The following is a 26709-nucleotide window of genomic DNA, read 5'->3' as shown; positions in this document are numbered from 1 at the left end:
CTACGCGACCCGAACGGCTGAGGCCGGGCGCTCCCTGAACGGAACGCCCGGCCTCGCCGAGTCGCGCCCGCGTCAGACGAGCGAGCGCAGCACGTACTGCAGGATGCCGCCGTTGCGGTAGTAGTCGGCCTCACCGGGCGTGTCGATGCGGACGACCGCGTCGAACTCGACCGTCTGCTTGCCGGCCGGCGAGTGCTCGCTTGGCTCGGCGACGACGTGGACCGTCTTCGGGGTGGTGCCCTCGTTCAGCTGCTCGAGGCCCGAGATCGAGACGACCTCGGTGCCGTCGAGTCCGAGCGAATCGGCCGACTCCCCCACCGGGAACTGCAGCGGGACGACGCCCATGCCGATGAGGTTCGAACGGTGGATGCGCTCGAAGCTCTCGGTGATGACCGCCTTCACGCCCAGCAGGCTCGTGCCCTTCGCGGCCCAGTCGCGCGAGGAGCCGGAACCGTACTCCTTGCCGCCGAAGATGACGAGCGGGGTGCCCTGCGCCTGGTAGTTCTGCGAGGCGTCGTAGATGAACGACTGCGGCGCGTCGGCCTTCGTGAAGTCGCGGGTGTAGCCGCCCTCGACGCCGTCGAGGAGCTGGTTCCGCAGGCGGATGTTCGCGAAGGTGCCGCGGATCATCACCTCGTGGTTGCCGCGGCGCGAGCCGTAGGAGTTGAAGTCCTTGCGCTCGACGCCGTGCTCGGTCAGGTAGTGGCCGGCGGGGCTGTCGGCCTTGATCGAGCCGGCGGGCGAGATGTGGTCGGTCGTGACCGAGTCGCCGAGCTTCGCGAGCACGCGGGCGCCCGAGATGTCGGAGACGGGCGACGGCTGCATGGTCATGCCCTCGAAGTACGGGGGCTTCCGCACGTAGGTCGACTGCTCGTCCCACTCGAACGTCGAGCCGGTCGGCGTCGGCAGCGTGCGCCACCGCTCGTCGCCCTCGAACACGCTCGCGTACTGCGTGGTGAACATGTCCTCGCTGATCGACGAGTCGATCGTCGCCTGCACCTCGGCCGCGTCGGGCCAGATGTCGCGGAGGAAGACGTCGTTGCCCTCGGGGTCGGTGCCGAGCGCGTCGGTCTCGAAGTCGAAGTTCATCGAGCCGGCGAGCGAGTAGGCGATCACGAGCGGGGGCGACGCGAGGTAGTTCATCTTCACGTCGGGATTGATCCGGCCCTCGAAGTTGCGGTTGCCCGAGAGCACCGCGGTCACCGCGAGGTCGTTCTGCTGGATGGCGGCCGAGACCTCTTCGATGAGCGGGCCCGAGTTGCCGATGCAGGTGGTGCAGCCGTAGCCGACGGTGTAGAAGCCGAGGTCTTCGAGGTCCTGGGTGAGGCCGGCCTTCTCGTAGTAGTCGGTGACGACCTTCGAGCCCGGTGCGAGGGTGGTCTTCACCCACGGCTTGGCCTTCAGGCCCTTCTTCACGGCGTTGCGCGCCAGCAGACCCGCCGCGAGCATGACCGAGGGGTTCGAGGTGTTCGTGCACGAGGTGATCGCCGCGATCGTGACGGCGCCGTGGTCGAGCGTGTACTCGGTGCCATCGGCCTCGACGACCTGCGTCGGCTTCGAGATCGAGGTCGGCGCGTGGCTCTTGTGGTGGTGCACGTGCTGGCTGTACTCGTCTTCCGGCGAGTTCGCGGGCGGGTCGGACGCGGGGAACGACTCGGCGATCTCGAGGTCGACGAGGTCGTGGTCGACCTCGGCGTAGTTCGTCAGGTCCTTCTCGAACTGCTCCTTGGCGGTCGAGAGGATGATGCGGTCCTGCGGGCGCTTCGGGCCGGCGATCGACGGCACGACCGTGGAGAGGTCGAGCTCGAGGTACTCGGAGAACACCGGCTCGTTGTCGGCGTCGTGCCAGAGCTTCTGCTCCTTGGCGTACGCCTCGACGAGGGCGAGCTGCTGCTCGCTGCGACCGGTCAGGCGGAGGTAGTCGACCGTGACGTCGTCGATCGGGAACATCGCGGCGGTCGAGCCGAACTCGGGGCTCATGTTGCCGATGGTCGCGCGGTTCGCGAGCGGCACCGAGGCGACGCCCGAGCCGTAGAACTCGACGAACTTGCCGACGACGCCGTGCTTGCGGAGCATGTCGGTGATGGTGAGCACGACGTCGGTCGCGGTCACGCCGGTCGGGATCGAGCCCGAGAGCTTGAAGCCGACGACCTTGGGGATGAGCATCGAGACGGGCTGGCCGAGCATGGCCGCCTCGGCCTCGATGCCGCCGACGCCCCAGCCGAGCACGCCGAGGCCGTTGACCATCGTGGTGTGCGAGTCGGTGCCGACGCAGGTGTCGGGGTAGGCGCGGACGACGCCGTCGACCGAGCGGTCGTAGATGACCTTCGCGAGGTGCTCGATGTTCACCTGGTGCACGATGCCGGTGCCCGGCGGGACGACCTTGAAGTCGTCGAAGGCCGTCTGGCCCCAGCGCAGGAACTGGTACCGCTCGCCGTTGCGCTCGTACTCGATCTCGACGTTGCGCTCGAGCGCGTTCTCGGTGCCGAACAGGTCGGCGATGACGGAGTGGTCGATGACCATCTCGGCCGGCGAGAGCGGGTTGATCTTGTTGGGGTCGCCGCCGAGCGCGACGACGGCCTCGCGCATCGTGGCGAGGTCGACGATGCAGGGCACACCGGTGAAGTCCTGCATGACCACGCGCGCGGGCGTGAACTGGATCTCGGTGTCGGGCTCGGCCGTGGGGACCCACGAGCCCAGCGCCTCGATCTGCTCCTTCGTGACATTCGCGCCGTCCTCGGTGCGCAGCAGGTTCTCGAGCAGCACCTTCAGGCTGAAGGGGAGCTTCTCGTACCCGGGCACGGTGTCGATGCGGAAGATCTCGTAGGATTCGTCGCCGACGCGGAGCGTGTCCTTCGCCCCGAAACTGTTCACTGCAGACACGATGTCCTCTCCTTCGCGAAGCCTGCCGCGAACGCATCGCGGCACTTCATCTTGCTCGTCAGACAGGGGGCCGATCCAGCAAGGGTAACCTAATGGCCCCAGCGCCGCCCCGCCCCGCGGGTTCGAGCTATTTATCTCGACGTCGAGATAACTCTATCACTCGGCGGCGGCGTCCTCCGCCGGGTACACGGCGCGCACGACGAGCCAGGTGAAGACGAGCACGAGGGCGTACAGCGGGACGCCCATGAGCAGTCGCGTGGCCCCGAGCGCCTCGACGTTCTGCGCGAAGTAGAACGGCAGCTGCACCGCGAGGCGTGCGACGAAGAGCCCGACCCAGACGAGGGTGAGGAACTGCGCGGCACGCAGCTTGCGGCGGTCCTGCCGCCAGGCGAGGCCGTCGTTCATGAGGAAGCCGACGATGAGCCCGATCACCGGCCAGCGGACGAGCACCGAGACGAGCAGCACGGTCGCGTAGACGCCGTTCGTCCAGAAGCCGAGCACGTAGTTGTCCTCGGCGCGCCCGGTCCAGAGCGAGAGCCCGGCCGAGGCGAGCACGCCGACGAGGCCGGCGATCGCCTGCGTCGGCTGACTCTTGACCACCACCCGCGCGATCGTGAAGACGACGGCGAGCCCGACGGACGCCGCGAGCGCCGGGACGAGCGCCGCCTGGGTCTCGAGGTGCGCGAAACTCGTCAGCGAGCTGTAGACGACGAGGAAGACGAGGCCGGGCAGCAGGGCCTCGAGGATGCCGCGGACGCCGCCGATCGCCGTGAGCAGGTCGCGCCCGCTCAAGCGCTCGTCGCGCGCCAGCGCACCGAGCCCGCTGCGTTCGGCCGCGGCGGCCAGCTGCCGACCGAACTCGCCGGCGAGCTCGGAGCGGTCGCCCGGCTCCGCGGCCGCGCGGGCGCCGTCCGCTCCGTCCGGTGCTGCGGCGTGGTTCGCCGCGTCGCGGAAGCCCTCCTCGGCGGGCGCGCCGTCGCGCCGTTCGGCGTCGCCCGACATCACTGCTGCGGCTGGGCGCCGGTCGCCGGCATCCGCAGCGGAATCAGGTCGCGCGGCGGCATCGGCGTCGTCCCGCGGACGACGACGATCGAACGGAAGAGGTCCTCGACCTGCGCGGCGGCCGCCGGGTCGACCGCCGCCTCCCCCGCGATGACGCCGCGGAGGAACCAGCGGGGCCCGTCGACGCCGACGAAGCGGGCGAGACGCATCCGGCCGCTCGCACCGTCGGCCGCGGCCACCGGGATCTGCGCGAGCAGTTCCGGCCCGAACGCGCCCTCGCGGACGCTCGTCGTGCCACCCTGGCGCGCGATCTGCTCGGCGATCTGCTCGCGGATCTCGTGCCACAGGCCACTCGAGCGCGGCGCCGCGAACGGCTGCACCTGCAGTGTCGAGTTCGCGTAGTCGAGGCCGACGGCGACGACGCGCTTCGAGCCCTCCTCGACCTCGAGTCGCAGGTGCAGACCCTCGCGCGGCAGCACTTTCACGCCGCCGAGGTCGACGTAGGGGCGAACCGGGTTCGCCTCGGACTCGTCGAAGGGGCCGTTGGTCGCCCGGTCCTCGGGCGCCGACTTGGGGTGGTCGACGGGACGCTCCGCGCTCCCGGCGTTCTCGATCTCGCTCACGCGTTCGCTCCTTGCTTCTGCTCGCCGAACCCCGTCGACCCGAACCCGCCCTCGCCGCGGTCGCTGCCGGGCAGGCGCTCGACCTCGACGAAGCGTGCACGGCTGACCGGCATGACGACGACCTGGGCGATGCGGTCGCCCGCCTCGATGGCGTACGGCTCGCGCGCGTCGGTGTTCAAGAGCGCGACCTTGATCTCGCCGCGGTACCCGGCGTCGACGGTGCCCGGCGCGTTCACGATGGTGATGCCGTGCTTGAAGGCGAGTCCGGAGCGCGGCACCACGAAGGCGACGTAGCCCTCGGGCAGCGCGATGGACACCCCGGTGCCGACGATGGCGCGCTCACCGGGGGCGAGGACGATGGACTCGGCGGCGTGCAGGTCGGCTCCGGCGTCGCCCGGGTGGGCGTAGCTCGGGACCCGCGCGGCCGTGATCAGGACGTCGACGGAATCGCTCACCGTTCGAGGGTAGTGCAGAAGTCTGGTGGGATAGAGACATGCCCGTGTACCGCGAGAAACTCTGGCCCACTCCTTGGATCTACATCGTGAGCCTGCTGCTCGTCCCGTCGAGCATCCTGGTGCTCGCGCCCGTCTCGATGCCGGCGGGCATCATCACGGGGATCGTGCTCTACCTCGCCGTGATCGGGGCGCTGAGTCTCACGTCGCCGACCGTCGAGGTGCGCGACGGCCGGCTCCGCGCCGGACGAGCGGAGATCGAGCTCGCCCACACCGGCGAGGCGGTCGCGGCCGAGGACGCCGCGGCCCGGGCGGAACGGGGCACCGGGCTCGACGCCCGCGCGTTCCTCGTCATCCGGGGCTGGGTGCAGCCCGTCGTGCGCATCCCGATCATCGACCCGGCCGACCCCACGCCGTACTGGCTCGTCTCGAGCCGCCGGCCCAAAGAACTGGCCGCCGCGATCAACGGATCGCGACGGCCGGAGTAGGGGCGGGTGCGTCGCTCAGGCGGCGCACTCGAGGCAGATCGGCCCGAGCTTGGTCTCGTGGTCGATCTGCGAGCGGTGCTTCACGAGGAAGCAGCTGACACAGGTGAACTCGTCGGCCTGCGGCGGGAGCACGACGACGTCGAGCTCGACATCCGAGAGGTCGGCGCCGGCGAGGTCGAAGCTACCGGGGTTGTCGGCGTCTTCGACGTCGACCACACCCGACATCTTGTCGGGGACGCGTTCCTTGAGGGCCTCGATCGACTCCGAGTCGTCTTCGGTCTTCCGCGGGGCGTCGTAGTCGGTTGCCATTCCCATCCATTCCTTCACGCCGAGGATTCGGCGGCGTTAGTCTGCATGAAATCATCGGCGTAAGCAAACCATCGCCCGAGAGCCCTTCGGCTCTCGCTGCCTGGTCAACTTCCGGCACGCCCGGGGTATTCCCGGAGCACGGCCGATTCGCGTGGCATCCTTGGCGGGAACGCAGGCACGGAAGGGTTCTCGCGATGCAGGAACTGAAGGTGATCGGGGTCGAGGACGGCGCACTCCTCGTGGCCACTGAGGACGGCGCGCGCTTCCGGATCGTGGTGGACGACGTGCTGCAATCGCGCATCCGCCAGGCCCAGCCCGAGCAGCACCAGGGCCCGAAGATCCCGCCCCGCGAGATCCAGGCGCACATCCGCTCCGGCCTGTCCGCCGAGGACGTCGCGGAGATCACCGGCGCCGCGGTCGAGTACATCCGGCGCTTCGAGGGGCCGGTCGTCGCGGAGCGCGAGCACATCGTGAACTCCGCCCTCGCCGTGCCCGTCGCGACGGCGATCGAGCCCGACGGCGACGAGCCGGCCTCGTTCGGTTCCGCCATCCGCGATCGCCTCGCGCGACTCGGGGCGAGCGGCGAGCGCTGGGCGAGCTGGAAGGACGAAGAGCGCGGGTGGATGGTGAAGCTCGAGTTCACCGTCGACGAGATCGAGCACGACGCCCGCTGGAGCTTCGAGCCGCGCAAGCAGGCCCTCCAGCCGCTGAACTCCGAAGCGATCACCCTCTCGCAGCAGGGCGAGCTCAAGGGCGGCCTGATTCCCCGCCTGCGCGCCGTCGACGGGGACGCCTCCCGTTTCGACAGCGGCGCCTTCACGCTCGAGGAGCCCGAGCACGGCGAGTTCGACACCGCCCCGCAGCTCGAACCGCTCCCCTACGCCCGCAGCACGCCGCAGTCGAGCCCCGCGGTCACTCGCGCGGCGATCAAGCGCGCCGACGAGCCGGCCCCGGTGATGGGCGAGACGGCCGACCTCCTGGAGGCGCTCCGCCGCCGCCGGGGCGAGCGCGAATCCGCCGGCGAGACCGCGTCGAGGCCCGCCGAGCCGACGCCGCTGCTCGAGCAGCCCGAGCTCCCGCTGCCGGCGGAACCGGTCGCGCCGTCGAGCCCGAAGGCGAAGAAGGCCGAGTCGGGCGAGGACCGGCCCGCAAAGGCCGCACGCGGCCTCTGGGGCGGCAAGCAGCAGAGCAGTGGGCGCGGGGACGCGGCGCCGGCCAAGAAGAGCTCCAGGGCCTCCATGCCGAGCTGGGACGAGATCGTCTTCGGCGCGCGCCCCGACGACGACCTGGCCTGATCGCCGGCCCGTCGGGCGCACGACGCCCCGAACGCACGGTTCCATCCGTCGCCGGGGTTCCGCGCGCCCCGCTCTGATCCGCCCCGCCGCTCGGACGGGGCCGGGCCTCAGGCCGACTTCTCCTGCCGGCGCTGCTTCACGGGCACGATCGTGGGAGCCGCGTTGTCGATGACCGCGGCCTTCGTGACCACGACCCGGGCGACGCCGGTCGAGCTCGGCACCTCGAACATGATCGGGCCGAGCACTTCTTCCATGATGGCGCGGAGACCGCGCGCCCCCGTCTGGCGGAGCACGGCGAGGTCGGCGATCGCCTCGAGCGCGTCCTGCTCGAAGTCGAGGGCGACGCCGTCGAGCTCGAACATGCGCTGGTACTGCTTCACGAGCGCGTTCTTCGGCTCGGTGAGGATCTCGATGAGCGCCTCCCGGTCGAGCGGCGTCACCGTCGCGACGACGGGCAGTCGGCCGATGAACTCGGGGATGAGGCCGAACTTGTGCAGGTCTTCCGGGAGCACCTCGCTGAAGAGCTCCGCGTCCTCGCGCTTCGAGTGCAGCGGGGCGCCGAAGCCGATGCCGCGCTTGCCCGCGCGCGACGAGATGATGTCCTCGAGCCCGGCGAACGCCCCGGCGACGATGAACAGCACGTTCGTCGTGTCGATCTGGATGAACTCCTGGTGCGGGTGCTTGCGGCCGCCCTGCGGGGGCACCGAGGCGACCGTGCCCTCGAGGATCTTGAGCAGCGCCTGCTGCACGCCCTCGCCGGAGACGTCGCGCGTGATCGACGGGTTCTCGGCCTTGCGGGCGATCTTGTCGACCTCGTCGATGTAGATGATGCCGGTCTCGGCGCGCTTGACGTCGTAATCGGCGGCCTGGATGAGCTTCAGGAGGATGTTCTCGACGTCCTCGCCGACGTAGCCAGCCTCGGTGAGCGCCGTGGCGTCGGCGACCGCGAAGGGGACGTTCAACTGCTTGGCGAGCGTCTGCGCCAGGTAGGTCTTGCCGCACCCGGTGGGGCCGATGAGCAGGATGTTCGACTTCGCGATCTCCACGTCGTCGTGGGTGCGGTCGGCCGTGGTCAGGGTTGTCTTCGCGCGGATGCGCTTGTAGTGGTTGTAGACGGCGACGGCGAGTGCGCGCTTCGCGGGCTCCTGCCCGATCACGTACTCCTCGAGGAAGGAGAAGATCTCCTTCGGCTTCGGCAGCTCGAACTCGCCGGCCTCGGTCTCGCCGGCCTCGGCCAGGCGCTCCTCGATGATCTCGTTGCAGAGCTCGACGCACTCGTCGCAGATGTAGACGCCGGGGCCCGCGATGAGCTGCTGGACCTGCTTCTGGCTCTTTCCGCAGAACGAGCACTTCAACAGGTCTGCGCTCTCTCCGATGCGTGCCATCGCATCCTCCCTCTCAGCGGTCTGCTCCGAGCCTAACCCGTGCCGGCGTCGTTGCGGCGGAGCGGCGCAGGATCGGCGGCGGCGTGGCGATCCGCTTCAGTCGATCAGGTGCCGGAGGTACCGGCGGGGGTCGTCGAGGAACGACCGCGTGTGCTGCACGATCTCGAGCTCCGCCCAGTCGACCCGGCGCACGCCCCACTCCCCCAGTTCCAGAATGGTCGCGCCCGGGAGGGCGGCGAGCACGGGCGAGTGCGTCGCGCAGACGATCTGGGTCCCCTCGGCCGCCATCTCGGCGAGATTCGCGAGCCACGTCAGCGTCGAGGCGAAGGACAGCGCCGCCTCGGGCTCGTCGAGGCAGACGAAGCCGGCCGTGTACCGCGGGTGGTTCAGCTTCTCGGCCAGCAGCGCGTTGAACGACTCGCCGTGGCTCAGCGCGTGCAGGTGCCGGTCCGGGCTGTCCGGGAGGGCCTCGAGGTAGCTGTAGTAGCCGTGCATCGTCTCGGCTCGGAGGAAGAAGCCCCAGCGCGGGGCGCCACCGGGACGCTCGATGCCGAGCCACCCGCCGAGCGGCGATTCCGAGGGCCGGGTCGTGCCGCCGCCGTGGCTGCTCCCGCCCTCGGCCGGCAGACCGTAGGCCATCGCGATGCCCTCGATGAGCGTCGACTTGCCGCTGCCGTTCTCGCCCACGAGGAAGGTGACCCCGGCTGGGAGCTCGAGCCCGCCCTCGGCGAGGAGCTGGGCGATCGCCGGGACCGTCGCGGGCCACGCCCGGCGGTCGACCGGGGCATCCGGCCGGACGAAGAGACGGCGAACGGCGCGCCGGTCGTCCAGCGCGCCGTTCGTCATCGGAGGGTGCCGGGCTCAGCTCGTGAGCGCGGGCAGCGTCTTGCGCGAGGTCAGCACCTGATCGATGAGGCCATACTGCATGGCCTCCTCGGCCGACAGGATCTTGTCGCGGTCGATGTCCTTGTTGACCTCGTCCTGGCTGCGCTTGGAGTGCTTCGAGAGCGTCTCCTCGAGCCAGGTGCGCATGCGCAGGATCTCGGCGGCCTGGATCTCGATGTCGGAGGCCTGCCCGTGCCCCGCCTCGCCCATGGCGGGCTGGTGGATGAGGATGCGGGCGTTCGGCAGCGCGAGGCGACGACCCGGCGTGCCGGCTGCGGCGATGACCGCCGCCGCCGAGGCCGCCTGGCCGAGCACGACCGTCTGGATCTGCGGACGGATGTACTGCATCGTGTCGTAGATCGCGGTCATCGCCGTGAAGGAGCCGCCCGGCGAGTTGATGTACATCATGATGTCGCGCTCGGGGTCCATCGACTCCAGCACCAGCAGCTGCGCCATGATGTCGTCGGCCGACGCGTCGTCGACCTGCACGCCGAGGAAGATGATGCGGTCCTCGAAGAGCTTCGCGTAGGGATCCTGACGCTTGAAGCCGTACGCCGTGCGCTCCTCGAAGCTCGGCAGGATGTAGCGCGAGCCGGGGGCTTGCACGCCGGAGAAGGCGGTGCCGCCGTAGGCGGGGCCGGTGAAGGCTGGCATGGTCATTCGCTCGTTCTCTCTCTCGTTCACGCCTGGTTCGTTCCGCCGCCGCCCGCGACGTCGAGCGCGGACTCGCGGATGTGGTCGACGAAGCCGTACTCGAGGGCCTCCTGCGCGGAGAACCAGCGGTCGCGGTCGCCGTCGGCGTTGATCTGCTCGACGGTCTTGCCGGTCTGCGCGGCCGTGATCTCGGCCAGACGCTTCTTCATGTCGAGGATGAGCTGGGCCTGGGTCTGGATGTCGCTCGCGGTGCCGCCGAAGCCGCCGTGCGGCTGGTGCAGGAGCACCCGTGCGTTCGGCGTGATGTACCGCTTGCCCTTGGTGCCGGCGGTCAGCAGCAGCTGGCCCATCGAGGCCGCCATGCCGATGCCCACCGTGACGATGTCGTTCGGCACGAACTGCATCGTGTCGTAGATCGCCATGCCCGCCGTGATCGAACCGCCCGGCGAGTTGATGTAGAGGTAGATGTCCTTCTTCGGGTCTTCGGCGGCGAGCAGCAGAAGCTTCGCAGCGATCTCGTTCGCGTTGTCGTCGCGCACTTCGGAACCGAGCCAGATGATGCGGTCCTTCAGCAGTCGATCGAATACACCCGGCTGCGGTGTCTGTTCGGCCATGGATGTCGCTCCGTTTCGTTGTCGCGTTGCATCGAATCTATCCGGTGCAACCGCGCGGAACGGGGCTGTTCGCCCTAGGCGGATGACGCGTCGCCGCCGAGGCCCGCGACGTACGCGGCGAGCGAACGCCGGTACTGCGGCAGGTGCGGAGCGAGGGCCGTGATGAGCTCGGCCGCCGCACGCCGCTCCTGCCCGAGATCGACGAGCGCGAGCGCACGGAACGCCACCACCGCGTCACCCAGATCCTGCGGCTCGGCGGCGGCCTCGTCGAGGAGTCGGAGCGCCTCTCCCGGACGGCCGAGGTTCCGCAGCGTCGAGGCGAGCTGGATGAGCGCCTCGACCCGCGCCCGGCCTGAGAGCCCGAGCTCGAGCGCCCGCCGGTAGCCGGCGACCGCCTCGTCCTCCAAGCCCGCCGCGTCGCGGGCGCCGGCCGTTTCGAAGGCGCCTCGGGGGTCGTCGGCGGGCAACTCCGCCGCGAGCGCGTCGATGCGCCGGATCACCTCGGCGTCGCCGAGGGCTTCCGCGTCGGCCCAGACGGCGTCGACGGCGTCCTGCCAGTCCGCTGCGGTCATCGCCCGTCCCTTCGGGTGGTCCCGGAACGCGAGCGGGGGCCGGGCCATCGGCCCGACCCCCGCTCGCGGAATCAGCTGCTTACGCGTCCGACTTCTTGGCGGCGCGCTTCTTCGGCGCGGGCTTCTCGCCCTCCGCCTCGTCGCTCGCCTTCTTCGTGGCGCGCTTCTTCGGCGCGGGCTTCTCGGCCTCCTCGGCCTCCGCCTCGTCCTCGCCGACCGCGGTGAACTCGCTGAGGTCGACGGCCTTGCCGTCGGCGTCGGTGACCTTCGCCTTGCCGAGCGCGATCGCGAGCGCCTTGTTGCGGGCGACCTCGCCGACCATCGCGGGGATCTGGCCCTGCTCGCTCAGGATCTGCACGAACTCCTGCGGGTTCATGCCGTACTGGGCGGCACCCTGCACGAGGTACTGGGTGAGCTCGTCCTGGCTGACCTGGACGTTCTCGACCTCGGCGATCTTGTCGAGGATGATCTGCGACTTGAAGGACTTGGTGCTCGCCTCGGTGACCTCGGCGCGGTGCTCGTCGTCCTCGAGACGGTTCTCGGACTCGAGGTGGCGGTGCACCTCGTCCTCGATGACCGAGTCGGCGACCGGGACGTCGGCGAGCTCGATGAGCTTGTCGACGAGCAGGTCGCGGGCCTGAGTGCCCTGACCGAAGGTCTTGTTGCGGGCGACCTGCTCCTTGAGGGAATCGGTGAGCTCGGCGATGGTGTCGAACTCGCTCGCGATCTGGGCGAAGTCGTCGTCGGCCTCGGGGAGCTCGCGCTCCTTCACCGCGGTGACGGTGACGGTGATCTCGGCGTCGGCGCCCTCGTGCTCGCCGCCCAGCAGGCTCGAGGTGAACGTGGTGGTCTCGCCCGCGGTGAGCGAGTCGAGCGCCTCGTCGATGCCGGCGAGGAGCTCGCCCGAGCCGACCTCGTAGGAGATGCCGTTGGCGGTGTCGACCTGGGCGCCGTCGATCTCGGCGACGAGATCGAGGGTCACGAAGTCGCCGGTCTTCGCCGGGCGGTCGACCGTGATCAGCGTGCCGAAGCGGCTGCGGAGTCGGTCGAGCTCCTCGGTGACCTCGTTCTCGTCGATCTCGACCGAGTCCACGGTGAGCTCGAGGCCGTCGTAGGCGGGCAGCTCGATCTCGGGACGGACGTCGACCTCGATCGCGAGCAGCAGGTCGCCCGAGAAGTCCTTCTCGTTCGGCCACTCGACGATGTCGGCCGACGGGCGGCCGAGCGGACGCAGCTCGTGCTCCGTGACAGCGGCGCGGTAGAAGCCGTCGAGGCCCTCGTTGACGGCGTGCTCGAGCACGGCGGCCTTGCCGACGCGCTGGTCGACGATGGGCGGCGGCACCTTGCCCTTGCGGAACCCGGGCACGTTGATCTGCTCGGCGATGTGCTCGTACGCGTGGGCGATGCTGGGCTTCAGCTCCTCGGGCGACACCGTGATGGTGAGCTTGGCGCGCGTGGGGCTCAGCTTCTCAACCGAAGTGGTCGGCATGTGGAAGTTCTCCTGTTGTGTGGAAGTTCGTGTCGAGCCAGGCGACTCGTCGGGGCGACAGGATTCGAACCTGCGACCTCCCGCTCCCAAAGCGGGCGCTCTAGCCAAGCTGAGCTACGCCCCGAGTCGCTACTCAACTCGTCGACACCCGCGCAGGCATGCCGAAGCAGACCGGGACGCGGATGACCCGAGAAAGTCTACTGCACGGCGCGGGGCTGCTCAGGACACCGGGACGACGACGCGGCCGAGCGCGAACGGCGCTGAATCGGCCCGAGCGGAGCTGGATCGGAGGGGATGACGGGAATCGAACCCGCGTAATCAGTTTGGAAGACTGAGGCTCTACCATTGAGCTACATCCCCGATGCGCCTCTCGGCACGGTTCGATCGTAGTGCACATCCGGGGCCTCGCCGTGCACGGCCCGCGGGCACCGCCGGCGCGAACGCGGCATCCGACCGTAGTGAGGTTCGCCTCCCCTTCGCAAGCCCTGCCTTCCCTTGCTTGAAATAGATCGTGAGCTGCGTAGCGTTGAAGGAGACATCGACCAAGGGAAGGCGGAACAGATGACCGACACCATGGCTCCGAAGACCGGCGCGAACGCCGAGGTCGCCTCCGGGGTGGCCCAGTTCTTCACCCCGATCGTGCACGAGCTCGTGACGCTCGCCGTGAACGGCAAGCAGGCGCACTGGCACGTCCGCGGGATCAACTTCCTCCCGGTGCACGAGTTCCTCGACACCGTCGTGGAGCACGCGCAGGGCTGGGCCGACGAGGCCGCCGAGCGGGTGATCGCGCTCGGGCTGCCGATCGACGCCCGCCTCGCGACCGTCGCCAAGCAGACCGCGGGCGCGAACCCCAAGTCCGGCTTCAAGCCGTCCGAAGACACCATCGCCGACGTGATCGCCCAGATCGACGTCGCGACCGAGAAGGTGAACGCGGCGATCGAGGGGCTCGAGACGCTCGACCCGTCGAGCCAGGACATCGCCATCGCGATCCGTCAGGGCCTCGACAAGGACCGTTGGTTCCTCTCGGCGCACCTCAGCGTGAGCTGAGCCGGAGCACCGACGAGGAGGGGCCGGGATCCGCGAGGATCCCGGCCCCTCCTCGTGCGCGGCCTCGGCGCCGGCCGTTGTTCAGCGTTGCAGCCAGGCGAGCACGGCGAGCACCCGGCGGTGATCGGTGCCGGAGTCCTCGAGCCCGAGCTTCTGGAAGATCGACGTCACATTCTTCTCGACGGCGCCGACACCGATGAACAGCTGCGCGGCGATGCCCCCGTTCGTGCGCCCCTCGGCCATGAGCTCGAGCACCTCCCGCTCGCGCGGCGTCAGGCTCTCGAGCGGATCGGCCCGACGGCTCAGCAGCTCGCGGACCACCTGCGGGTCGAGCACCGTGCCGCCGTCGCTCACGCGCCGCACGGCGTCGTCGAGCTCGTCGAGCGAGGCGACGCGGTCCTTCAGCAGGTACCCCATGCCACCGTCGCCGGAGCTCAGCAGCTCGTGCGCGTAGGTGCCCTCGACGTATTGGCTGAGCAGCAGCACCCCGAGCCGGGGATAGCGGCGGCGCAGCTCGATCGCCGCGCGCACCCCCTCGTCGCGGAAGCTCGGCGGCATGCGCACGTCGAGCACCGCCACATCGGGAAGATCGATCTCGACCGCCGCGAGCAGTTGCTCGGCGTCGGGATAGGACCCGACCGTCTCGAAGCCGGCCTCGTCGAAGAGCCGCACGAGCCCCTCGCGCAGGAGGACCGAGTCCTCGGCGAGCACGACGCGGAGCTGGCCGCGGGCGGGGACTGGCATGCCCCCACCCTAGCGGCGCGGGCCGACCCGCCCGGCTCAGACGCCGTCGACGCTCGGCGGCTCGGGCAGGAACGGGATGTGCGCGCCGATGATGGTCGGACCCCCGGGCGGGCTGTCGACGAGGAACTGGCCGCGAAGCCCGAGCACGCGCTCGTGCAGACCCGCGAGGCCGTGGCCCGCCTCCAGACGCGCGCCGCCCGAGCCGTTGTCGGTCACCCAGAGGTCCAGCCAGTGACCGGCCGGGCCCGCGTCGCGCACAGCGACCCGCAGCCGCACGCTCGTCGCGTCGGAGTGCTTGACGACGTTCGTGAGCAGTTCGGCGGCGACGAAGTACGCGTTCCGTTCGATCGCCGCAGGCAGCCCGCTGCCCTCCGGCAGGAGGTTCTCGAACACGACGGGCACCGGACTCCGGGAGGCGAGCGACTCGAGTGCGCTCGCGAGGCCCCGGTCCTGCAGCAGCGGGGGCGCGAAGCCGCGCGACAGTGCACGGAGCTCGTCGAGCGTCTCGCGCGCCTGCTCCCTGGCCTCGCCGATCAGCTCGCGGGCGGCGTCCGGATCGCGCTCCATCCGGCGCTCGATCGTCGCGAGGTCCATCTGCAGTCGGACGAGCCGCTGCTGGGGCCCGTCGTGGATGTCCCGCTCCAGGCGTCGCAGCGAGGCATCCTCCGCCTGCACCGCGGCGCCGCGCGATGCGGCGAGCTGCGCGACCTCCACCTCGAGCGCCTCGGAGCGCCACGCGCCGAGGAGGCCGCGCGCCGCCGCATCGTGCAGCAGCGTGAGCCCGCGGAACACGTACGGCAGGGCGAGGAGGAACACGACGCCGAGGACGAACTCGAGCACCCGCTCCCCCGCGACCACGTCGTAGGCGAAGTCGTTGCCGGGGAAGAACCGGTCGAGCAGCCACTCGTTCAGCCAGAAGCCGCGGTCGCTCTCGGGGATGAAGCGCTGCCAGATCCAGCCCGTCGTCCCGCCGAGCGCCATCGTCACCCAGACGACCGTGACCGTCCACGTGAAGATGCTCACGATCGGATTGATGATGAGCGTGTGCAGCACGTACAGCCAGTAGTGCCCGTCGACGAACGGCACGAAGGCCGCCCGCCAGAACCCCGCCTCACGCCCGTCGCGGGCCCAGTCCGGCCGTTCGATCCGCGGACGACCGGCCCACTCGAGGCGCACGAGCTCGAGCGTGCCGAAGCCGCGGGCGACGTAGAACGCGCCGACCATGACGAACACGCCGACGACGAGCGCGAGCAGCCCGACGCCAGTGAAGAAGACCGTCGCGGCGAAGCTGAGCCCGATTACCGCGATCGGCATGGTGAGGATGAGGAAGCCGAGCTCCCTCGGCACCGAGGCCCAGAGCGCGCCGTAGCCGCGCCGGCGCGTCGGCGGAGGCGCCGTGGTGGACGGGCTGCTGGCCGGTTCGGTGCTCATGGCCTCGCGATTCGTGTCGGCGGTGGACGGGGCGGTGATGATCGGATCAGTGGTGATCGGATCAGTGGTGATCGGATCAGTGGTGGTCATGGTCGGTCCCCTCGGGAATCGTCGCACGCTGACCCGGTTCGACGACGGCGAACTGCCCCATCATCCCCTGATCCTCGTGCCACAGCAGATGGCAGTGGTACATGTACGGCGTGTCCGGGTCGGCGTAGTCGGCGAAGCGGACGAGCAGCACGTACTCGGTCTCCGGCTCCACGTAGATCGTGTCCTTCCAGCCCGCGAGCTCCGGCGGCGGCGGCCCGCCGCCGACCGTGGCCAGCCGGAACTGCACGTCGTGCACGTGGAAACTGTGCGGGAGCGCGGTGTCGTTCACCACGGTCCAGCGTTCGAGCGTGTCGACCGTGACGGTCTCGTCGATACGGCCGAGATCCATGGCGTGGCCGTTGATCTCGAAGCTGTCGTCGAGGACGAAGCGGCGATCCGCTGCGACCTCGCCGTCCTCGAGCGGCGGCATCGGCACGAGCGCGGCGGGATCGGCGGCCGCCGGTCGCAGGTGGTCGGCGGCGCGGAGCTCCAGCACGTCGAATCCGTCGGCCGCCCCGTTCGTCTGCGCGACCGGCCCGACGAGCCCGGCGATCTCCGGAGTCATGCGGGACTGCAGCACGAGCCGTTCACCCGGGGTGAGGCGCACGAGCACCTCGGCCCGCTCGCCCGGCGAGAGCCGCACCTGCGGCAGCTCCACCGGCGCGTCGAGCAGCCCGCCGTCCGTCCCGATGAGCCGCACCGGCCGATCGTCGGCCCAGGCGAAGGCGTAGCTGCGCGCCGTCGACGCGTTCAAGAGCCGCAGCCGCACGAGCTCGTCGCCCGCCTCGAAGTAGGGCGAACGAGTGCCGTTCACGAGGAGCTCGTCGCCGAGTGCACCGGCGTAGCCCCGCTGCGCCGCCTCACGGCGTCCTTCGGCGCTGAAGCCGGTGTCCTGCACGATCACGGGCACGTCGTCGATCCCGTACTCGGCCGGGAGCCCGAGGGCGCGCTCGGCCTCGTCGTGCAGCAGGAACAGTCCGGCCAGCCCCCGCGACACGTGCGTCTCGGTCTCGCCGTGCGGATGCGGGTGGTACCAGAGCGTCGCGGCCGGCTGGTCGACGAGCCACTCGGGCCCCCACGTGCCGCCTGGCGCCACCATCTGGTGCGGGCCGCCGTCCATCGCCGCGGGCAGGTGCATGCCGTGCCAGTGCACCGTGGTCGGCTCGTCGAGCGTGTTGCGCACCTCGACGCGCACCCGTTCGCCGCGGTCCGCGACGAGCGTCGGACCGAGGTAGCCGCCGTTGAACCCCCAGGTGTCGCTCGGCACGCCGGGCTCGAAGTCGGTGGTGCCGGCCTGCGCGGTGAGCGCGAAGACCCGGGTGCCGTCGGCGTCCACGCTCGACGCGGCGAGCGGCGGGATCGCGAGCGGGCGATCGAAGTCGACCCGCCCGATCGTCGAGATCGGGCCCGGCGTCACGATGCCGCAGCCCGCGAAGGCGAGCGCCACGAGCCCGCCGGCCGCCAGCGCGGTGAGCCCCGAGACGAGGGTCGCGCGGGGCCGCCGGAGCGGCGAGGGGCTGGCTGGTCGAGTGCTGGTGCCGAGCATGCTTCCAGCCTCTCGAGCGCGGCCCGCCCGGCCCATCCGGCGCCCGTCCGGATCGCGGCGGGGGTTATCCCCCGCCGCTCAGTGGAGACGCCGGCTCACGCCTGGCAGGAGGGGCACCAGTAGAGCTTCCGCGCGCCGAGCTCCTCGAGCACGATGTTCGTGCCGCAGACCCGGCAGGGCAGGCCCTCCCGCTTGTACACCCAGTGGCGGTCGTCGCGGTTCGCCATCGCAGCCCGGTAGGCCTCGCCCTCGAGGCCGTCCATCGTCATCATCTGGCCGGTCTCGACGCCGATGCGCAGCAGCCGGCCCCAGTCGTGCCAGAGTTCCCGTACCGTCTCCTCGGGCACGAGCCGGCCCGGGGTGTGCGGGTTCAGGCCCGCACGGAAGAGCAGCTCCGCGCGGTAGACGTTGCCGATACCGGCGACGACGTTCTGGTCCATGAGCAGCAGGGCGATCGGAGTGGGCTTGCGGCGCACCGTCGACACGAAGCGCTCCTCGGCCTCCGCGCTATCGTCGAGCAGGGGGTCGGGGCCGAGCCTCGCCACGGTCGCCTCGACCTGGGCCGGGTCGAGCACCTCGCAGGCGGTCGGTCCGCGCAGGTCCGCGCAGACGGTGTCGGTGAGCAGACGCACCCGCACCTGGCCGACGGGCTCCGGCGGGAACGACCAGGCGGTGTCGCCCTCCTTCTCCGACTCGGCCATGCGCAGGCGCGTGCGCCGCGGCGCCCCGATGGACGTCAGCGAGTTCTCGCCGGCGGTGTCGAGCACGACGGCGTCGGGGTTCGGGCCGTCGAGGAAGGTGCCGCGCATGTTCGTCTGCCCCATGCGACCGTTCGCGGAGGCGATCGTCGGGTCGAGCAGGATGTCGCCGGCGAAGTCCCAGGCGCCGTAGATGCCGAGATGCACGCGCAGCCAGCGGTCGCCCTCGAAGCCGAGGAACATCTGCTTGCCGACGGCGCGCGCGTCCGTCATCCGCCGGCCGTCGAGGAGCGCGGCCCCCTCGGCGAAGCGCCCCTGCGGGCTCGACACCTGCACGAGGTGCCCGACGAAGTTGCGTTCGAACTGCCGGGTGATGCGGTGGACGGAGTGGCCCTCTGGCATCCGGTGCGCCTAGGCTTCCGGCGCCGAGTCGGCGGCGGTGTCGACGCCCTTGCCCGCGATGTCGCCCGTGGTCTCGTACTCGGCGAGCTGGGCGATGCGGCGCACGTGGCGCTCATCGCCCGAGAAGGGCTCCGCGATGAACGCGTCGATGTACCGGATGGCCTCTTCGACCGTGTGCTGCCGCGCACCGATGGAGATGACGTTCGCGTCGTTGTGCTCGCGGGCGAGGAGCGCGGTGTCCATGCTCCAGACGAGGGCGGCGCGGATGCCGCGCACCTTGTTCGCGGCGATCTGCTCGCCGTTGCCGGAGCCGCCGAAGACGACGCCGAGGGCGCGCACGCCGGCCGCCTGGTCGCGGGCGACGCCGAGGGCGGCATTGATGCAGAACGCGGGGTAGTCGTCGAGCGCGTCGTACTCGGCCGGGCCGTGGTCGACGACCTCGTGCCCGCCGTTCGTCAGATGGGCCTGCAGGGTCCGGCTGAACTCGAGGCCGGCGTGGTCGGTCGCGATGTGGATGCGCATGGTGACGATTCTAGGGAGTGCCGATCCAGCGGATGGCCCGGCCGTGCGGCTGCACCCACGCGAGCTGCTCCCCGTCCAGGGCGAGCACGAAGTCGCTCGAGGCGTTCGGCGCGTCCTCGCGCGCCACGATGCCGGGGACGACGCTGCGTCCCTCGACCGAGAGCCAGTGCCCGTCGAGCCGGGCGACCTCGGCGACGAAGCGGCGCTTGGCCTCCTCACCCAGGTAGGCGATCACGGCGGTGTGCAGCACGACGAGCGTTGCCCCGGCCGGCGCCTCGTCGGCGAGGCGGGCGAGCTCCTCGACCAGGTCGCCCGCGACCAGACGAGGCGGCTCGGCGGCGACGATGGCGGCCGCCTCGCGGAGCCGGGCGCGGCGGTCGTCGTGCTCGGGCCAGATCAGCGCGTCGAGCCAGGCGAGGTCGTCGGCGTGGGTCACGTCGAGCGGGTTGAGATCGATGCCCGCCCGCCAGACGACCTCCGGCAGCCGCTCGGGGATGGGGACGGGGCCGGATGCCTCGCACTCGAGCAGGACCCGGCTGGCGCCGTCGGCCGGCTGCAGCGGCGGCCGCTCGCCGTAGCGGTAGCCGTAGCGATCCGGATACAGGCAGAGCCCCGCGGATGCGCCCACCTCGAGCAGCGCGAGCGGGCCAGACAGCGCCGCGAGCACGGGCAGATGCAGCGCGCAGCGCCCGGCCTCATTCGTCTGCGTGGCGTGGTCGAGCACGGTCGCACGGACCTCGACCCAGTGCCGATGCAGCCAGTCCCGCAGCACGGCGTAGGGGCCGAGCGGCGCGCCCTGGAACCGCGCCGCGCTGAACACGAGGTTCGGCTGCCGCTTCGCGACCGGCAGTTCTTCGAGGAGGGCGATCGTCGGGGGGTCCTCGGCGACGCCGGCCGCCCAGGCCTCGTACGTCGCGGACATCCCGCGCGCCTCGACCTCGGCGAACGCCCGGTAGCGGGCCGCCGTCGAGGCATCCGGATTCATGGTCTCGCGCATGCCGCCACGCTACGTCGGGTTCGCCCGGAGCGGAACCGCTCCGACCGGGCGCGAGCGCGGTCGCGCGAGTAGGCTGGTCGGCGTTGCCTGCGGCCACGAGCCGCGTCGATGAAGCGAAGGAGCGCACGTGCCCGGAGAGAACCTCACCCGCCTGGAAGCCGAGGAGCGTGCCGCGCTCGTCCAGGTCCACGACTACGACGTCGTCCTCGACGTCACGACGGGCCCCGAGGTGTTCCGTTCGACGACGACCGTGCGCTTCCAGGCGACGACGCCCGGCGCCTCGACGTTCATCGACGCCATCACCGCCGAGGTGCACTCGATCACCCTGAACGGCGTCGCCCTCGACCCCGCCGAGGTCAGCGACGGCGTCCGCATCCAGCTGCCCGACCTCGCCGCCGAGAACGAGCTCGTCGTCGTCGCCGACGGCCGCTACATGCACACCGGCGAAGGCCTGCACCGCTTCGTCGACCCCGCCGACGGCGAGGTCTACCTCTACACCCAGTTCGAGGTGCCCGACTCTCGCCGCATGTTCGCGGTGTTCGAGCAGCCCGACCTCAAGGCGGCCTTCCGGTTCACCGTGACGGCCCCGTCGCACTGGCAGGTCGTCTCGAACCAGCCGACCCCCGAGCCCGTCCCCGCGGGCGAGGGCGCGGCCACCTGGGCGTTCGAGCCCACCCCGCGCATGTCCAGCTACATCACGGCGCTCATCGCGGGCCCGTACGACGTGGTGCGCGACGAACTGACTTCGAGCGACGGACGGGTGATCCCGCTCGGCGTGTTCAGCCGCAAGAGCCTGTCGCAGTACCTCGACGCGGACTACCTCTTCGAGAAGACGAAGCAGGGCTTCGCCTACTTCGAGGGCAAGTTCGACGTGCCGTACCCCTTCGCGAAGTACGACCAGCTGTTCGTCCCCGAGTACAACGCGGGCGCGATGGAGAACGCGGGCGCGGTCACCTTCACCGAGGTGTACGTGTTCCGTTCGAAGGTGACCGACGCGATCAAGGAGCGCCGCGTCGTCACGATCCTGCACGAGCTGGCGCACATGTGGTTCGGGGACCTCGTCACGATGAAGTGGTGGAACGACCTCTGGCTGAACGAGTCGTTCGCCGAGTGGGCCTCCACCATCGCCACCGCAGAGGCGACCGAGTGGCACCACGCTTGGACGACGTTCAACTCGATGGAGAAGAGCTGGGCGTACCGGCAGGACCAGCTGCCCTCGACGCACCCGATCGTCGCGGAGATCCGCGACCTCGAGGACGTGCTGGTGAACTTCGACGGCATCACGTACGCCAAGGGCGGCTCGGTGCTGAAGCAGCTCGCCGCGTGGGTCGGCATCGACGCGTTCTTCACGGGCGTGTCCGCGTACTTCAAGAAGCACGCCTGGGGCAACACCACGCTCGCCGACCTGCTCGCCGAGCTCGAGACCGCGTCCGGCCGCGACCTGTCGGGCTGGTCGAAGCTCTGGCTCGAGACGGCGGGCGTCAACACCCTCCGCCCCGAGATCACCACCGACGCCGAGGGCGTGATCACCTCGTTCGCGGTGCTGCAGTCGGCGCACCCCGACTACCCCACGATCCGCCCGCACCGCCTCGCCATCGGCTTCTACGAGCTGCAGGGCGACAAGCTGGTGCGCACGCACCGGGTCGAGCTCGACGTCGACGGCGAGCGCACCGAGGTGCCCGAGCTGGCCGGCCTCGCCCGCCCGGACCTCGTGCTCCTGAACGACGACGACCTGGCCTACGCGAAGATCCGCCTCGACGAAGCATCCCAGACCGTCGCGCTCGCGAACCTCTCGAAGATCGAGGACCCCCTCGCCCGTGCCCTGGTGTGGTCGAGCGTGTGGGACGCGACCCGCGACGGCGAGACGAGCGCGAGCGACTACCTCGAGCTCGTGCTCGGCAACATCGCGAGCGAGACCGAGTCCACGACCCTCCGCATCGTGCTCGCGAACGCCCAACTCGCGGCGAGCTCCTACGTCGCGCCCGAGCGGCGCGCCGACGCGCGCCGTGCCCTGGCCGACGGGCTCTGGGAACTCGCGCAGCAGGCGGAGGCCGGCAGCGATGCGCAGTTCCAGTTCGTGAAGTCCTTCGCCGCCCTCGCCGAGTCCGGCAGCCACGTCGACGAGCTCGCCGCGCTCTTCGCGGGTGAACGCTCGCTCGACGGCCTCGACATCGACACCGACCTCGGCTGGGAGCTGCTCATCGCCCTCGTCGCCGCCGGACGTGCCGGCGATGCGGAGATCGACGCCCGCCTCGCCGAGGACCAGACCGCGACCGGCCAGGAGTCCGCGGCGCACGCCCGCGCCGCGATCCCCACCCCCGAGGGCAAGCAGCGCGCCTGGGACTCCATCGTCGAGGCCGACACCGCGACGAACTCGGTCGTGCGCACCACCGCCGCTGGCTTCGTCCGCGCCGGCGATCGCGAACTGCTCACCCCGTTCGTGCCGCGCTACTTCGACATGATCGGCCGCGTCTGGACCGAGCGCAGCTACGCCATCGCCGAGAAGCTCGTCGAGCTGCTCTACCCCGCGACCCTCGCGAACCCCGAGCTCGTCGAGGCCAGCCACGCCTGGCTCGCGGCGAACCCCGACGCCGCGCCGGCGCTGCGCCGCCTCGTCATCGAGAACGTCGCCGGCGTCGAGCGCGCCCTCGCCGCGCAGGAGCGCGACGCCGCCTGATCGGCACTGGCACCGCCCGTCTGCCATTCCCGGGGGCGATGCGCGGACCGGGCGGCTTCCGTAACGTCGGAGGCATGATCACCGCAACCGCGCTCACCAAGCGCTACGGCGCGAAGACCGCCGTCCACGATCTGTCGTTCGAGGTGCGCCCCGGGCAGGTGACGGGCTTCCTCGGCCCGAACGGTGCCGGCAAGTCGACCACCATGCGCATGATCGTCGGCCTCGACCGTCCCGACACGGGCAGCGTCACGGTCGGCGGCAAGCCCTACGCCGAGCACCGCGCCCCCCTGCACGAGGTCGGAGCCCTGCTCGACGCGAAGGCCGTGCACACCGGGCGCACCGCCGAGAATCACCTCCTCGCGATGGCCGCGACGCACGGCATCGGCAAGCGCCGCGTGCACGAGGTCATCGAGCTCACGGGCTTGGAATCCGTCGCACGCAAGCGCGTCGGCGGTTTCTCGCTCGGCATGGGTCAACGGCTGGGCATCGCCGCGGCCATGCTGGGCGACCCGTCCGTGCTCATCCTCGACGAGCCCGTGAACGGCCTCGACCCCGAAGGCGTGCTCTGGGTGCGTCAGCTCGTCCGGCACCTCGCCGGAGAGGGCCGCACGGTCTTCCTCTCCTCCCATCTGATGAGCGAGATGGCGCAGACCGCCGACCACCTCATCGTGCTCGGGCGCGGCGAGATCATCGCCGACGCCCCCGTCGACGAGATCATCGCCGCCGGCACCCGCCACCGCGTGCGGGTCCGCTCGCCGCACGCCTCGCAGCTCGCCGAGCTGCTCGCGGCGCCCGAGGTCGTCATCATCCGTTCCGAGGCCGGCCTCCTCGAGGTCACCGGGCTCGAGGCGGCGGGCATCGGCGACCTGGCGGCCGCCAACGGTCTCGCCATTCATGAACTCACCCCGCAGCACGCGTCGCTCGAAGAGGCCTACCTGGCCCTCACCGCTGACGCCGTCGAGTACCGCACGGAGGCCCTCCGATGACCACCGCCACCACCGATGCCCGCCCCGTCCAGGGCGGTCCCCGGCTCGCGCACACCGCCCGCCTGAGCTTCGGCGGGATCCTCCGCTCGGAGTGGATCAAACTCCGCAGCCTGCGCTCGACCGTCTGGTCGTACCTCATCGTCGTCGCGATCTCGCTCGGCATGGCCGTACTCATGTCGTTCAGCCTCGCCAACGGGATGAGCGGCATGGACGTGTCCGCCGCCCCGCCCGCCGAACAGACCGGCATGGTGCTGCAGTCGGCAGTCTTCGGCACCTACTTCGGCCAGCTCGTGATCGCCGTCCTCGGCGTGCTGATCATCAGCGGCGAGTACACCACCGGCATGATCCGTTCGACGCTCTCGGCCGTGCCGAAGCGCTTGCCCGCCCTCGCGGGCAAGGCGGTCGTGCTCTTCGTCGCGACCCTCGTCGTCGCGATCGTCACCAACCTCGCCGCTTTCGGGATCGCCGCCGCGATCTTCGCCGGCAACGGGGTGCACGTCTCGCTGTTCGCGGAGAACGCGCTCCTCACGCTCGGCGGCGCGGCGCTCTACCTCGCGTTGGTCGCCGTCTTCGCCCTCGGCATCGGCACGATCATCCGCTCCAGCGCCGGCGGCATCGCCGCCGTCCTCGGCATCCTCCTGCTCCTGCCGACGGTGTTCGGGCTCATCCCCGCGGAGTGGGCGGCCGACGTCATGCCCTACCTCCTCTCCTCGGCCGGGATGACGATGTTCATGACGATCGGCGCGGACCCGGCGACGCTCGCGGGGCCGAACGCCTGGCAGAGCCTGCTCGTGGTCCTCGGCTGGCTGGCGGTCTCGATCGCCGGCGCCGCCGTGCTGCTGAAGCGCCGCGACGCGTAGAGTCCTGGCTATGCCGGACGCGTCACCGCTCACCCCCGACCGCCCCGTTCCGGCGGTCGGGGGTGAGCTCCGTCTGCCGAAGCCGCCCGGGGTCATCCGGCAGTTCTGGGCCCGCCATCCGCGGCTCACCGATTCGATCCTCGCCGCGCTCTACGTCGTGCCGACGTTCATCGCCACGATGGTCATCGCCACGGATTCGCCCACCCCGCCCCTCGCCGCGACCCTGCTGCAGGTCGTCGGCATCGCGATCGGCGGCGCGGCCGTGCTGCTGTTCCGCAGAACCCGACCGTGGCTGCTGACCGGCATCGCCTGGTTCGTCTGCCTGATGGTCGCGCCGTTCGGCATGAGCGACGGGTTCCCGATCCTCTACGCGCTCTACGCGCTCGGGGTGTACCGCTCGACGAAGGCCGCGTGGATCGGCTTCGGCGGCTCCGTCGCGGTGACCACGCTGAGCGCCTACCTCGAGGCATGGGCGGCTCCATCGCCGTTCGGTGGCCCGGTCGCGACCTCCTCGCAGTACGCGGCGATCATGCTCATCGTCACCCTCATCGGCGTGACGGTCGGCAATCGGCGCCGCTACCTCCTCGCGCTCATCGCCCGTGCGCACGACCTCGCGCGGGAGCGCGACCAGCAGGCGCAGCTCGCCGCGGCCGCCGAACGGGCCCGCATCGCCCGCGAGCTGCACGACATCGTTTCGCACGGGCTCACCGTCATGGTGACGCTCGCCGACGGCTCGGCCGCGACGGCGGCCCGCGACCCCGAGCGCGCCGCGGAGGCGATGCGCTCGGTCGCCGAGACCGGGCGCAGCGCCCTCGGCGAGATGCGCCGCATGCTCGGGGTGCTCCGGGAGCCGGGCGGCAGCCCGGCCGAGCTCGCACCCCAGCCAGGTCTGTCCGCCATCCCGGAACTGATCGACGGCTTCCGCGAGGCGGGCATGCCGGTCCGGCTCACCACGAGCGGTGCGCCGGAAGCCGACTCGGCGCTCGGGCTCGCGATCTACCGCCTCGTGCAGGAGGGCCTCACGAACGCCCTCCGGCACGGCAGGAACGCCCAGCACGTGGAGGTGCGCCTCGATCACCGTCCCGGCGAGGTCGAGGTGAGCGTCGAGGACGACGCACCGCCTCCGCTGGGCGACGCCCCGGCGACCCGCGGCGCCGGGCGCGGACTCGCCGGGCTGCGGGAGCGCATCGCCCTGTACGGCGGCACGCTCGACGCCGGGCCCCGCGGATCTCGCGGCTGGCGGCTCAGGGCGACCGTGCCGGTCGCCCCGGCCGAGCCGTTCCCCACCGAGACCGCCGATGAACCACGCGAAGACGGGACCACCGCATGATCACCGATGCCCTGCCCACCAGCACCCCCGTACGGGTCGCGATCGTCGACGACCAGGCCCTCGTCCGCACCGGCTTCCGGCTCGTGCTCGACGCGGAGCCGGGCATCGAGGTCGTCGGCGAAGCGGGCGACGGACTCGCCGCGCTCGCTCTCGTGCGCGAGACGGCCGTCGACGTGCTGCTGATGGACGTGCGGATGCCGGGCATGGACGGCATCGCCGCGACCGCAGAGCTCAGCGCACGGCATCCCGAGGTCCGGATCGTCGTGCTCACCACCTTCGACCTCGACGAGTACGCCTTCGCGGCGATCCGTTCGGGCGCGAGCGGCTTCCTCCTGAAGGACGTGCGGCCGCAGGAGCTCGTCGCCGCGATCCGCACGGTCGCGAGCGGTGAGGCGGCCCTCTCGCCGCGAGTGACCCGGCGCATGCTCGAACTCTTCGCCGCCGAGCTGCCCGCGTCGGACGACGCGACGAGCCGGCGAACGGCGCGGCGAGCAGAGCCCGACCGCTTCGACGCGCTGACCGCGCGCGAGCGCGAGATCCTCGTCGCGATCGCCGAGGGGCTGAACAACGCCGAGCTCGCCGAGCGCTTCTTCCTCTCCGAGTCGACGGTGAAGACCCATGTCGGCCGGGTGCTGCAGAAGCTCGGGGCCCGCGACCGGGTGCAGCTCGTGATCCTCGCCTACGAGCAGGGCCTGCTCGGCTGATCGCCCGTCCCCTCGGCGACCGCC

At 70.9% G+C, this 26709-nt stretch carries 25 protein-coding genes and 2 tRNA genes; 8 read left to right on the top strand and 19 right to left on the bottom strand.

Going from position 1 to position 26709, the window contains the following annotated elements; translation table 11 throughout:
• Positions 1-72 precede the first annotated feature (72 nt).
• The 4 genes from MTP13_RS13270 to dut all read right to left on the bottom strand — a co-directional run bounded on the left by MTP13_RS13270 (position 73) and on the right by dut (position 4963).
• On the bottom strand, positions 73-2883 hold the full coding sequence (locus MTP13_RS13270; protein WP_279399731.1) for an aconitate hydratase: 2811 nt from the start codon (positions 2881-2883) through the stop codon (positions 73-75).
• A gap of 156 nt (positions 2884-3039) precedes the next feature.
• Positions 3040-3885 carry a DUF3159 domain-containing protein gene (locus MTP13_RS13265; RefSeq protein WP_243568205.1) on the bottom strand — a complete coding sequence of 282 codons (846 nt, stop codon included), beginning with the start codon at positions 3883-3885 and terminating at the stop codon, positions 3040-3042.
• Positions 3885-4508: a DUF3710 domain-containing protein gene (locus MTP13_RS13260; RefSeq protein WP_243568204.1), complete on the bottom strand. Its 624-nt coding sequence runs from the start codon at positions 4506-4508 to the stop codon at positions 3885-3887. The genes MTP13_RS13265 and MTP13_RS13260 overlap by 1 nt, the downstream gene beginning before the upstream one ends.
• Positions 4505-4963, bottom strand: a complete 459-nt coding sequence (gene dut / locus MTP13_RS13255) for a dUTP diphosphatase (RefSeq protein ID WP_243568203.1) — start codon at positions 4961-4963, stop codon at positions 4505-4507. The genes MTP13_RS13260 and dut overlap by 4 nt, the downstream gene beginning before the upstream one ends.
• A gap of 38 nt (positions 4964-5001) precedes the next feature.
• On the opposite strand from dut, the gene MTP13_RS13250 reads away from it, so the two are divergent.
• Positions 5002-5448 (top strand): DUF3093 domain-containing protein, encoded by a 447-nt coding sequence (locus MTP13_RS13250; RefSeq protein WP_243568202.1) that lies wholly within the window; start codon positions 5002-5004, stop codon positions 5446-5448.
• Between the two features lie 15 nt (positions 5449-5463).
• On the opposite strand, the gene MTP13_RS13245 is transcribed toward MTP13_RS13250, so the two are convergent.
• A complete protein-coding gene (locus MTP13_RS13245; RefSeq protein WP_189084861.1) occupies positions 5464-5757 on the bottom strand; it encodes a DUF4193 domain-containing protein in 294 nt (97 codons plus the stop codon).
• Positions 5758-5951: 194 nt separating this feature from the next.
• Here MTP13_RS13245 and sepH point away from each other — a divergent pair, with 194 nt between their 5' ends.
• The gene (sepH, locus tag MTP13_RS13240) at positions 5952-7052 is read left to right on the top strand and encodes a septation protein SepH (protein ID WP_243568201.1); all 1101 of its coding nucleotides are present in this window, start codon (positions 5952-5954) and stop codon (positions 7050-7052) included.
• Positions 7053-7159: 107 nt separating this feature from the next.
• Here sepH and clpX read toward each other — a convergent pair whose 3' ends face one another.
• The 8 genes from clpX to MTP13_RS13200 all read right to left on the bottom strand — a co-directional run bounded on the left by clpX (position 7160) and on the right by MTP13_RS13200 (position 13011).
• Positions 7160-8437 carry an ATP-dependent Clp protease ATP-binding subunit ClpX gene (gene clpX / locus MTP13_RS13235; RefSeq protein WP_243568200.1) on the bottom strand — a complete coding sequence of 426 codons (1278 nt, stop codon included), beginning with the start codon at positions 8435-8437 and terminating at the stop codon, positions 7160-7162.
• Positions 8438-8533: 96 nt separating this feature from the next.
• Positions 8534-9283: an AAA family ATPase gene (locus MTP13_RS13230; RefSeq protein WP_243568199.1), complete on the bottom strand. Its 750-nt coding sequence runs from the start codon at positions 9281-9283 to the stop codon at positions 8534-8536.
• 15 nt (positions 9284-9298) lie between these two features.
• Complete coding sequence (locus tag MTP13_RS13225; protein WP_243570831.1) at positions 9299-9976, bottom strand: ATP-dependent Clp protease proteolytic subunit; 678 nt, start codon at positions 9974-9976, stop codon at positions 9299-9301.
• A gap of 26 nt (positions 9977-10002) precedes the next feature.
• A complete protein-coding gene (locus tag MTP13_RS13220; RefSeq protein ID WP_243568198.1) occupies positions 10003-10590 on the bottom strand; it encodes an ATP-dependent Clp protease proteolytic subunit in 588 nt (195 codons plus the stop codon).
• Positions 10591-10664: 74 nt separating this feature from the next.
• The gene (locus tag MTP13_RS13215; RefSeq protein ID WP_243568197.1) at positions 10665-11162 is read right to left on the bottom strand and encodes a tetratricopeptide repeat protein; all 498 of its coding nucleotides are present in this window, start codon (positions 11160-11162) and stop codon (positions 10665-10667) included.
• Between the two features lie 79 nt (positions 11163-11241).
• Positions 11242-12651, bottom strand: a complete 1410-nt coding sequence (gene tig / locus MTP13_RS13210; RefSeq protein ID WP_243568196.1) for a trigger factor — start codon at positions 12649-12651, stop codon at positions 11242-11244.
• A gap of 49 nt (positions 12652-12700) precedes the next feature.
• Positions 12701-12775: transfer RNA gene (locus tag MTP13_RS13205), tRNA-Pro, on the bottom strand.
• Positions 12776-12940: 165 nt separating this feature from the next.
• Positions 12941-13011: transfer RNA gene (locus MTP13_RS13200), tRNA-Gly, on the bottom strand.
• 201 nt (positions 13012-13212) lie between these two features.
• On the opposite strand from MTP13_RS13200, the gene MTP13_RS13195 reads away from it, so the two are divergent.
• Complete coding sequence (locus tag MTP13_RS13195) at positions 13213-13698, top strand: Dps family protein (protein ID WP_243568195.1); 486 nt, start codon at positions 13213-13215, stop codon at positions 13696-13698.
• 81 nt (positions 13699-13779) lie between these two features.
• Here MTP13_RS13195 and MTP13_RS13190 read toward each other — a convergent pair whose 3' ends face one another.
• From MTP13_RS13190 to MTP13_RS13165, 6 genes are all read right to left on the bottom strand, one after another.
• Entirely contained in the window at positions 13780-14442 is a 663-nt protein-coding gene (locus MTP13_RS13190; protein WP_243568194.1) for a response regulator transcription factor, read from the bottom strand.
• A gap of 36 nt (positions 14443-14478) precedes the next feature.
• The gene (locus MTP13_RS13185) at positions 14479-15963 is read right to left on the bottom strand and encodes a sensor histidine kinase (RefSeq protein WP_243568193.1); all 1485 of its coding nucleotides are present in this window, start codon (positions 15961-15963) and stop codon (positions 14479-14481) included.
• Positions 15950-17509: a multicopper oxidase family protein gene (locus MTP13_RS13180; RefSeq protein ID WP_243568192.1), complete on the bottom strand. Its 1560-nt coding sequence runs from the start codon at positions 17507-17509 to the stop codon at positions 15950-15952. Before MTP13_RS13180 ends, MTP13_RS13185 begins: the two co-directional genes overlap by 14 nt.
• A gap of 95 nt (positions 17510-17604) precedes the next feature.
• Entirely contained in the window at positions 17605-18609 is a 1005-nt protein-coding gene (locus tag MTP13_RS13175) for an Fpg/Nei family DNA glycosylase (RefSeq protein ID WP_243568191.1), read from the bottom strand.
• A gap of 9 nt (positions 18610-18618) precedes the next feature.
• Positions 18619-19131: a ribose-5-phosphate isomerase gene (locus MTP13_RS13170; RefSeq protein ID WP_243568190.1), complete on the bottom strand. Its 513-nt coding sequence runs from the start codon at positions 19129-19131 to the stop codon at positions 18619-18621.
• A 10-nt stretch (positions 19132-19141) separates the two neighbouring features.
• On the bottom strand, positions 19142-20128 hold the full coding sequence (locus MTP13_RS13165; protein WP_243568189.1) for a DUF2332 domain-containing protein: 987 nt from the start codon (positions 20126-20128) through the stop codon (positions 19142-19144).
• A gap of 127 nt (positions 20129-20255) precedes the next feature.
• Here MTP13_RS13165 and pepN point away from each other — a divergent pair, with 127 nt between their 5' ends.
• From pepN to MTP13_RS13140, 5 genes are all read left to right on the top strand, one after another.
• Positions 20256-22805, top strand: a complete 2550-nt coding sequence (gene pepN, locus MTP13_RS13160; protein WP_243568188.1) for an aminopeptidase N — start codon at positions 20256-20258, stop codon at positions 22803-22805.
• A 74-nt stretch (positions 22806-22879) separates the two neighbouring features.
• Entirely contained in the window at positions 22880-23791 is a 912-nt protein-coding gene (locus MTP13_RS13155; RefSeq protein WP_243568187.1) for an ABC transporter ATP-binding protein, read from the top strand.
• Positions 23788-24651 (top strand): ABC transporter permease subunit, encoded by an 864-nt coding sequence (locus tag MTP13_RS13150; protein ID WP_243568186.1) that lies wholly within the window; start codon positions 23788-23790, stop codon positions 24649-24651. The genes MTP13_RS13155 and MTP13_RS13150 overlap by 4 nt, the downstream gene beginning before the upstream one ends.
• Before the next feature lie 10 nt (positions 24652-24661).
• On the top strand, positions 24662-25981 hold the full coding sequence (locus MTP13_RS13145) for a sensor histidine kinase (protein ID WP_243568185.1): 1320 nt from the start codon (positions 24662-24664) through the stop codon (positions 25979-25981).
• Positions 25978-26685: a response regulator gene (locus MTP13_RS13140; protein ID WP_243568184.1), complete on the top strand. Its 708-nt coding sequence runs from the start codon at positions 25978-25980 to the stop codon at positions 26683-26685. The genes MTP13_RS13145 and MTP13_RS13140 overlap by 4 nt, the downstream gene beginning before the upstream one ends.
• Positions 26686-26709 lie beyond the last annotated feature (24 nt).

It is taken from the genome of Agromyces soli, assembly GCF_022811605.1.
Taxonomy (GTDB): Bacteria; Actinomycetota; Actinomycetes; order Actinomycetales; family Microbacteriaceae; genus Agromyces; species Agromyces soli.
The sequence above is the reverse complement of the archived record's forward strand: the minus strand, read 5'-3'. Positions and strand labels throughout refer to the sequence as shown.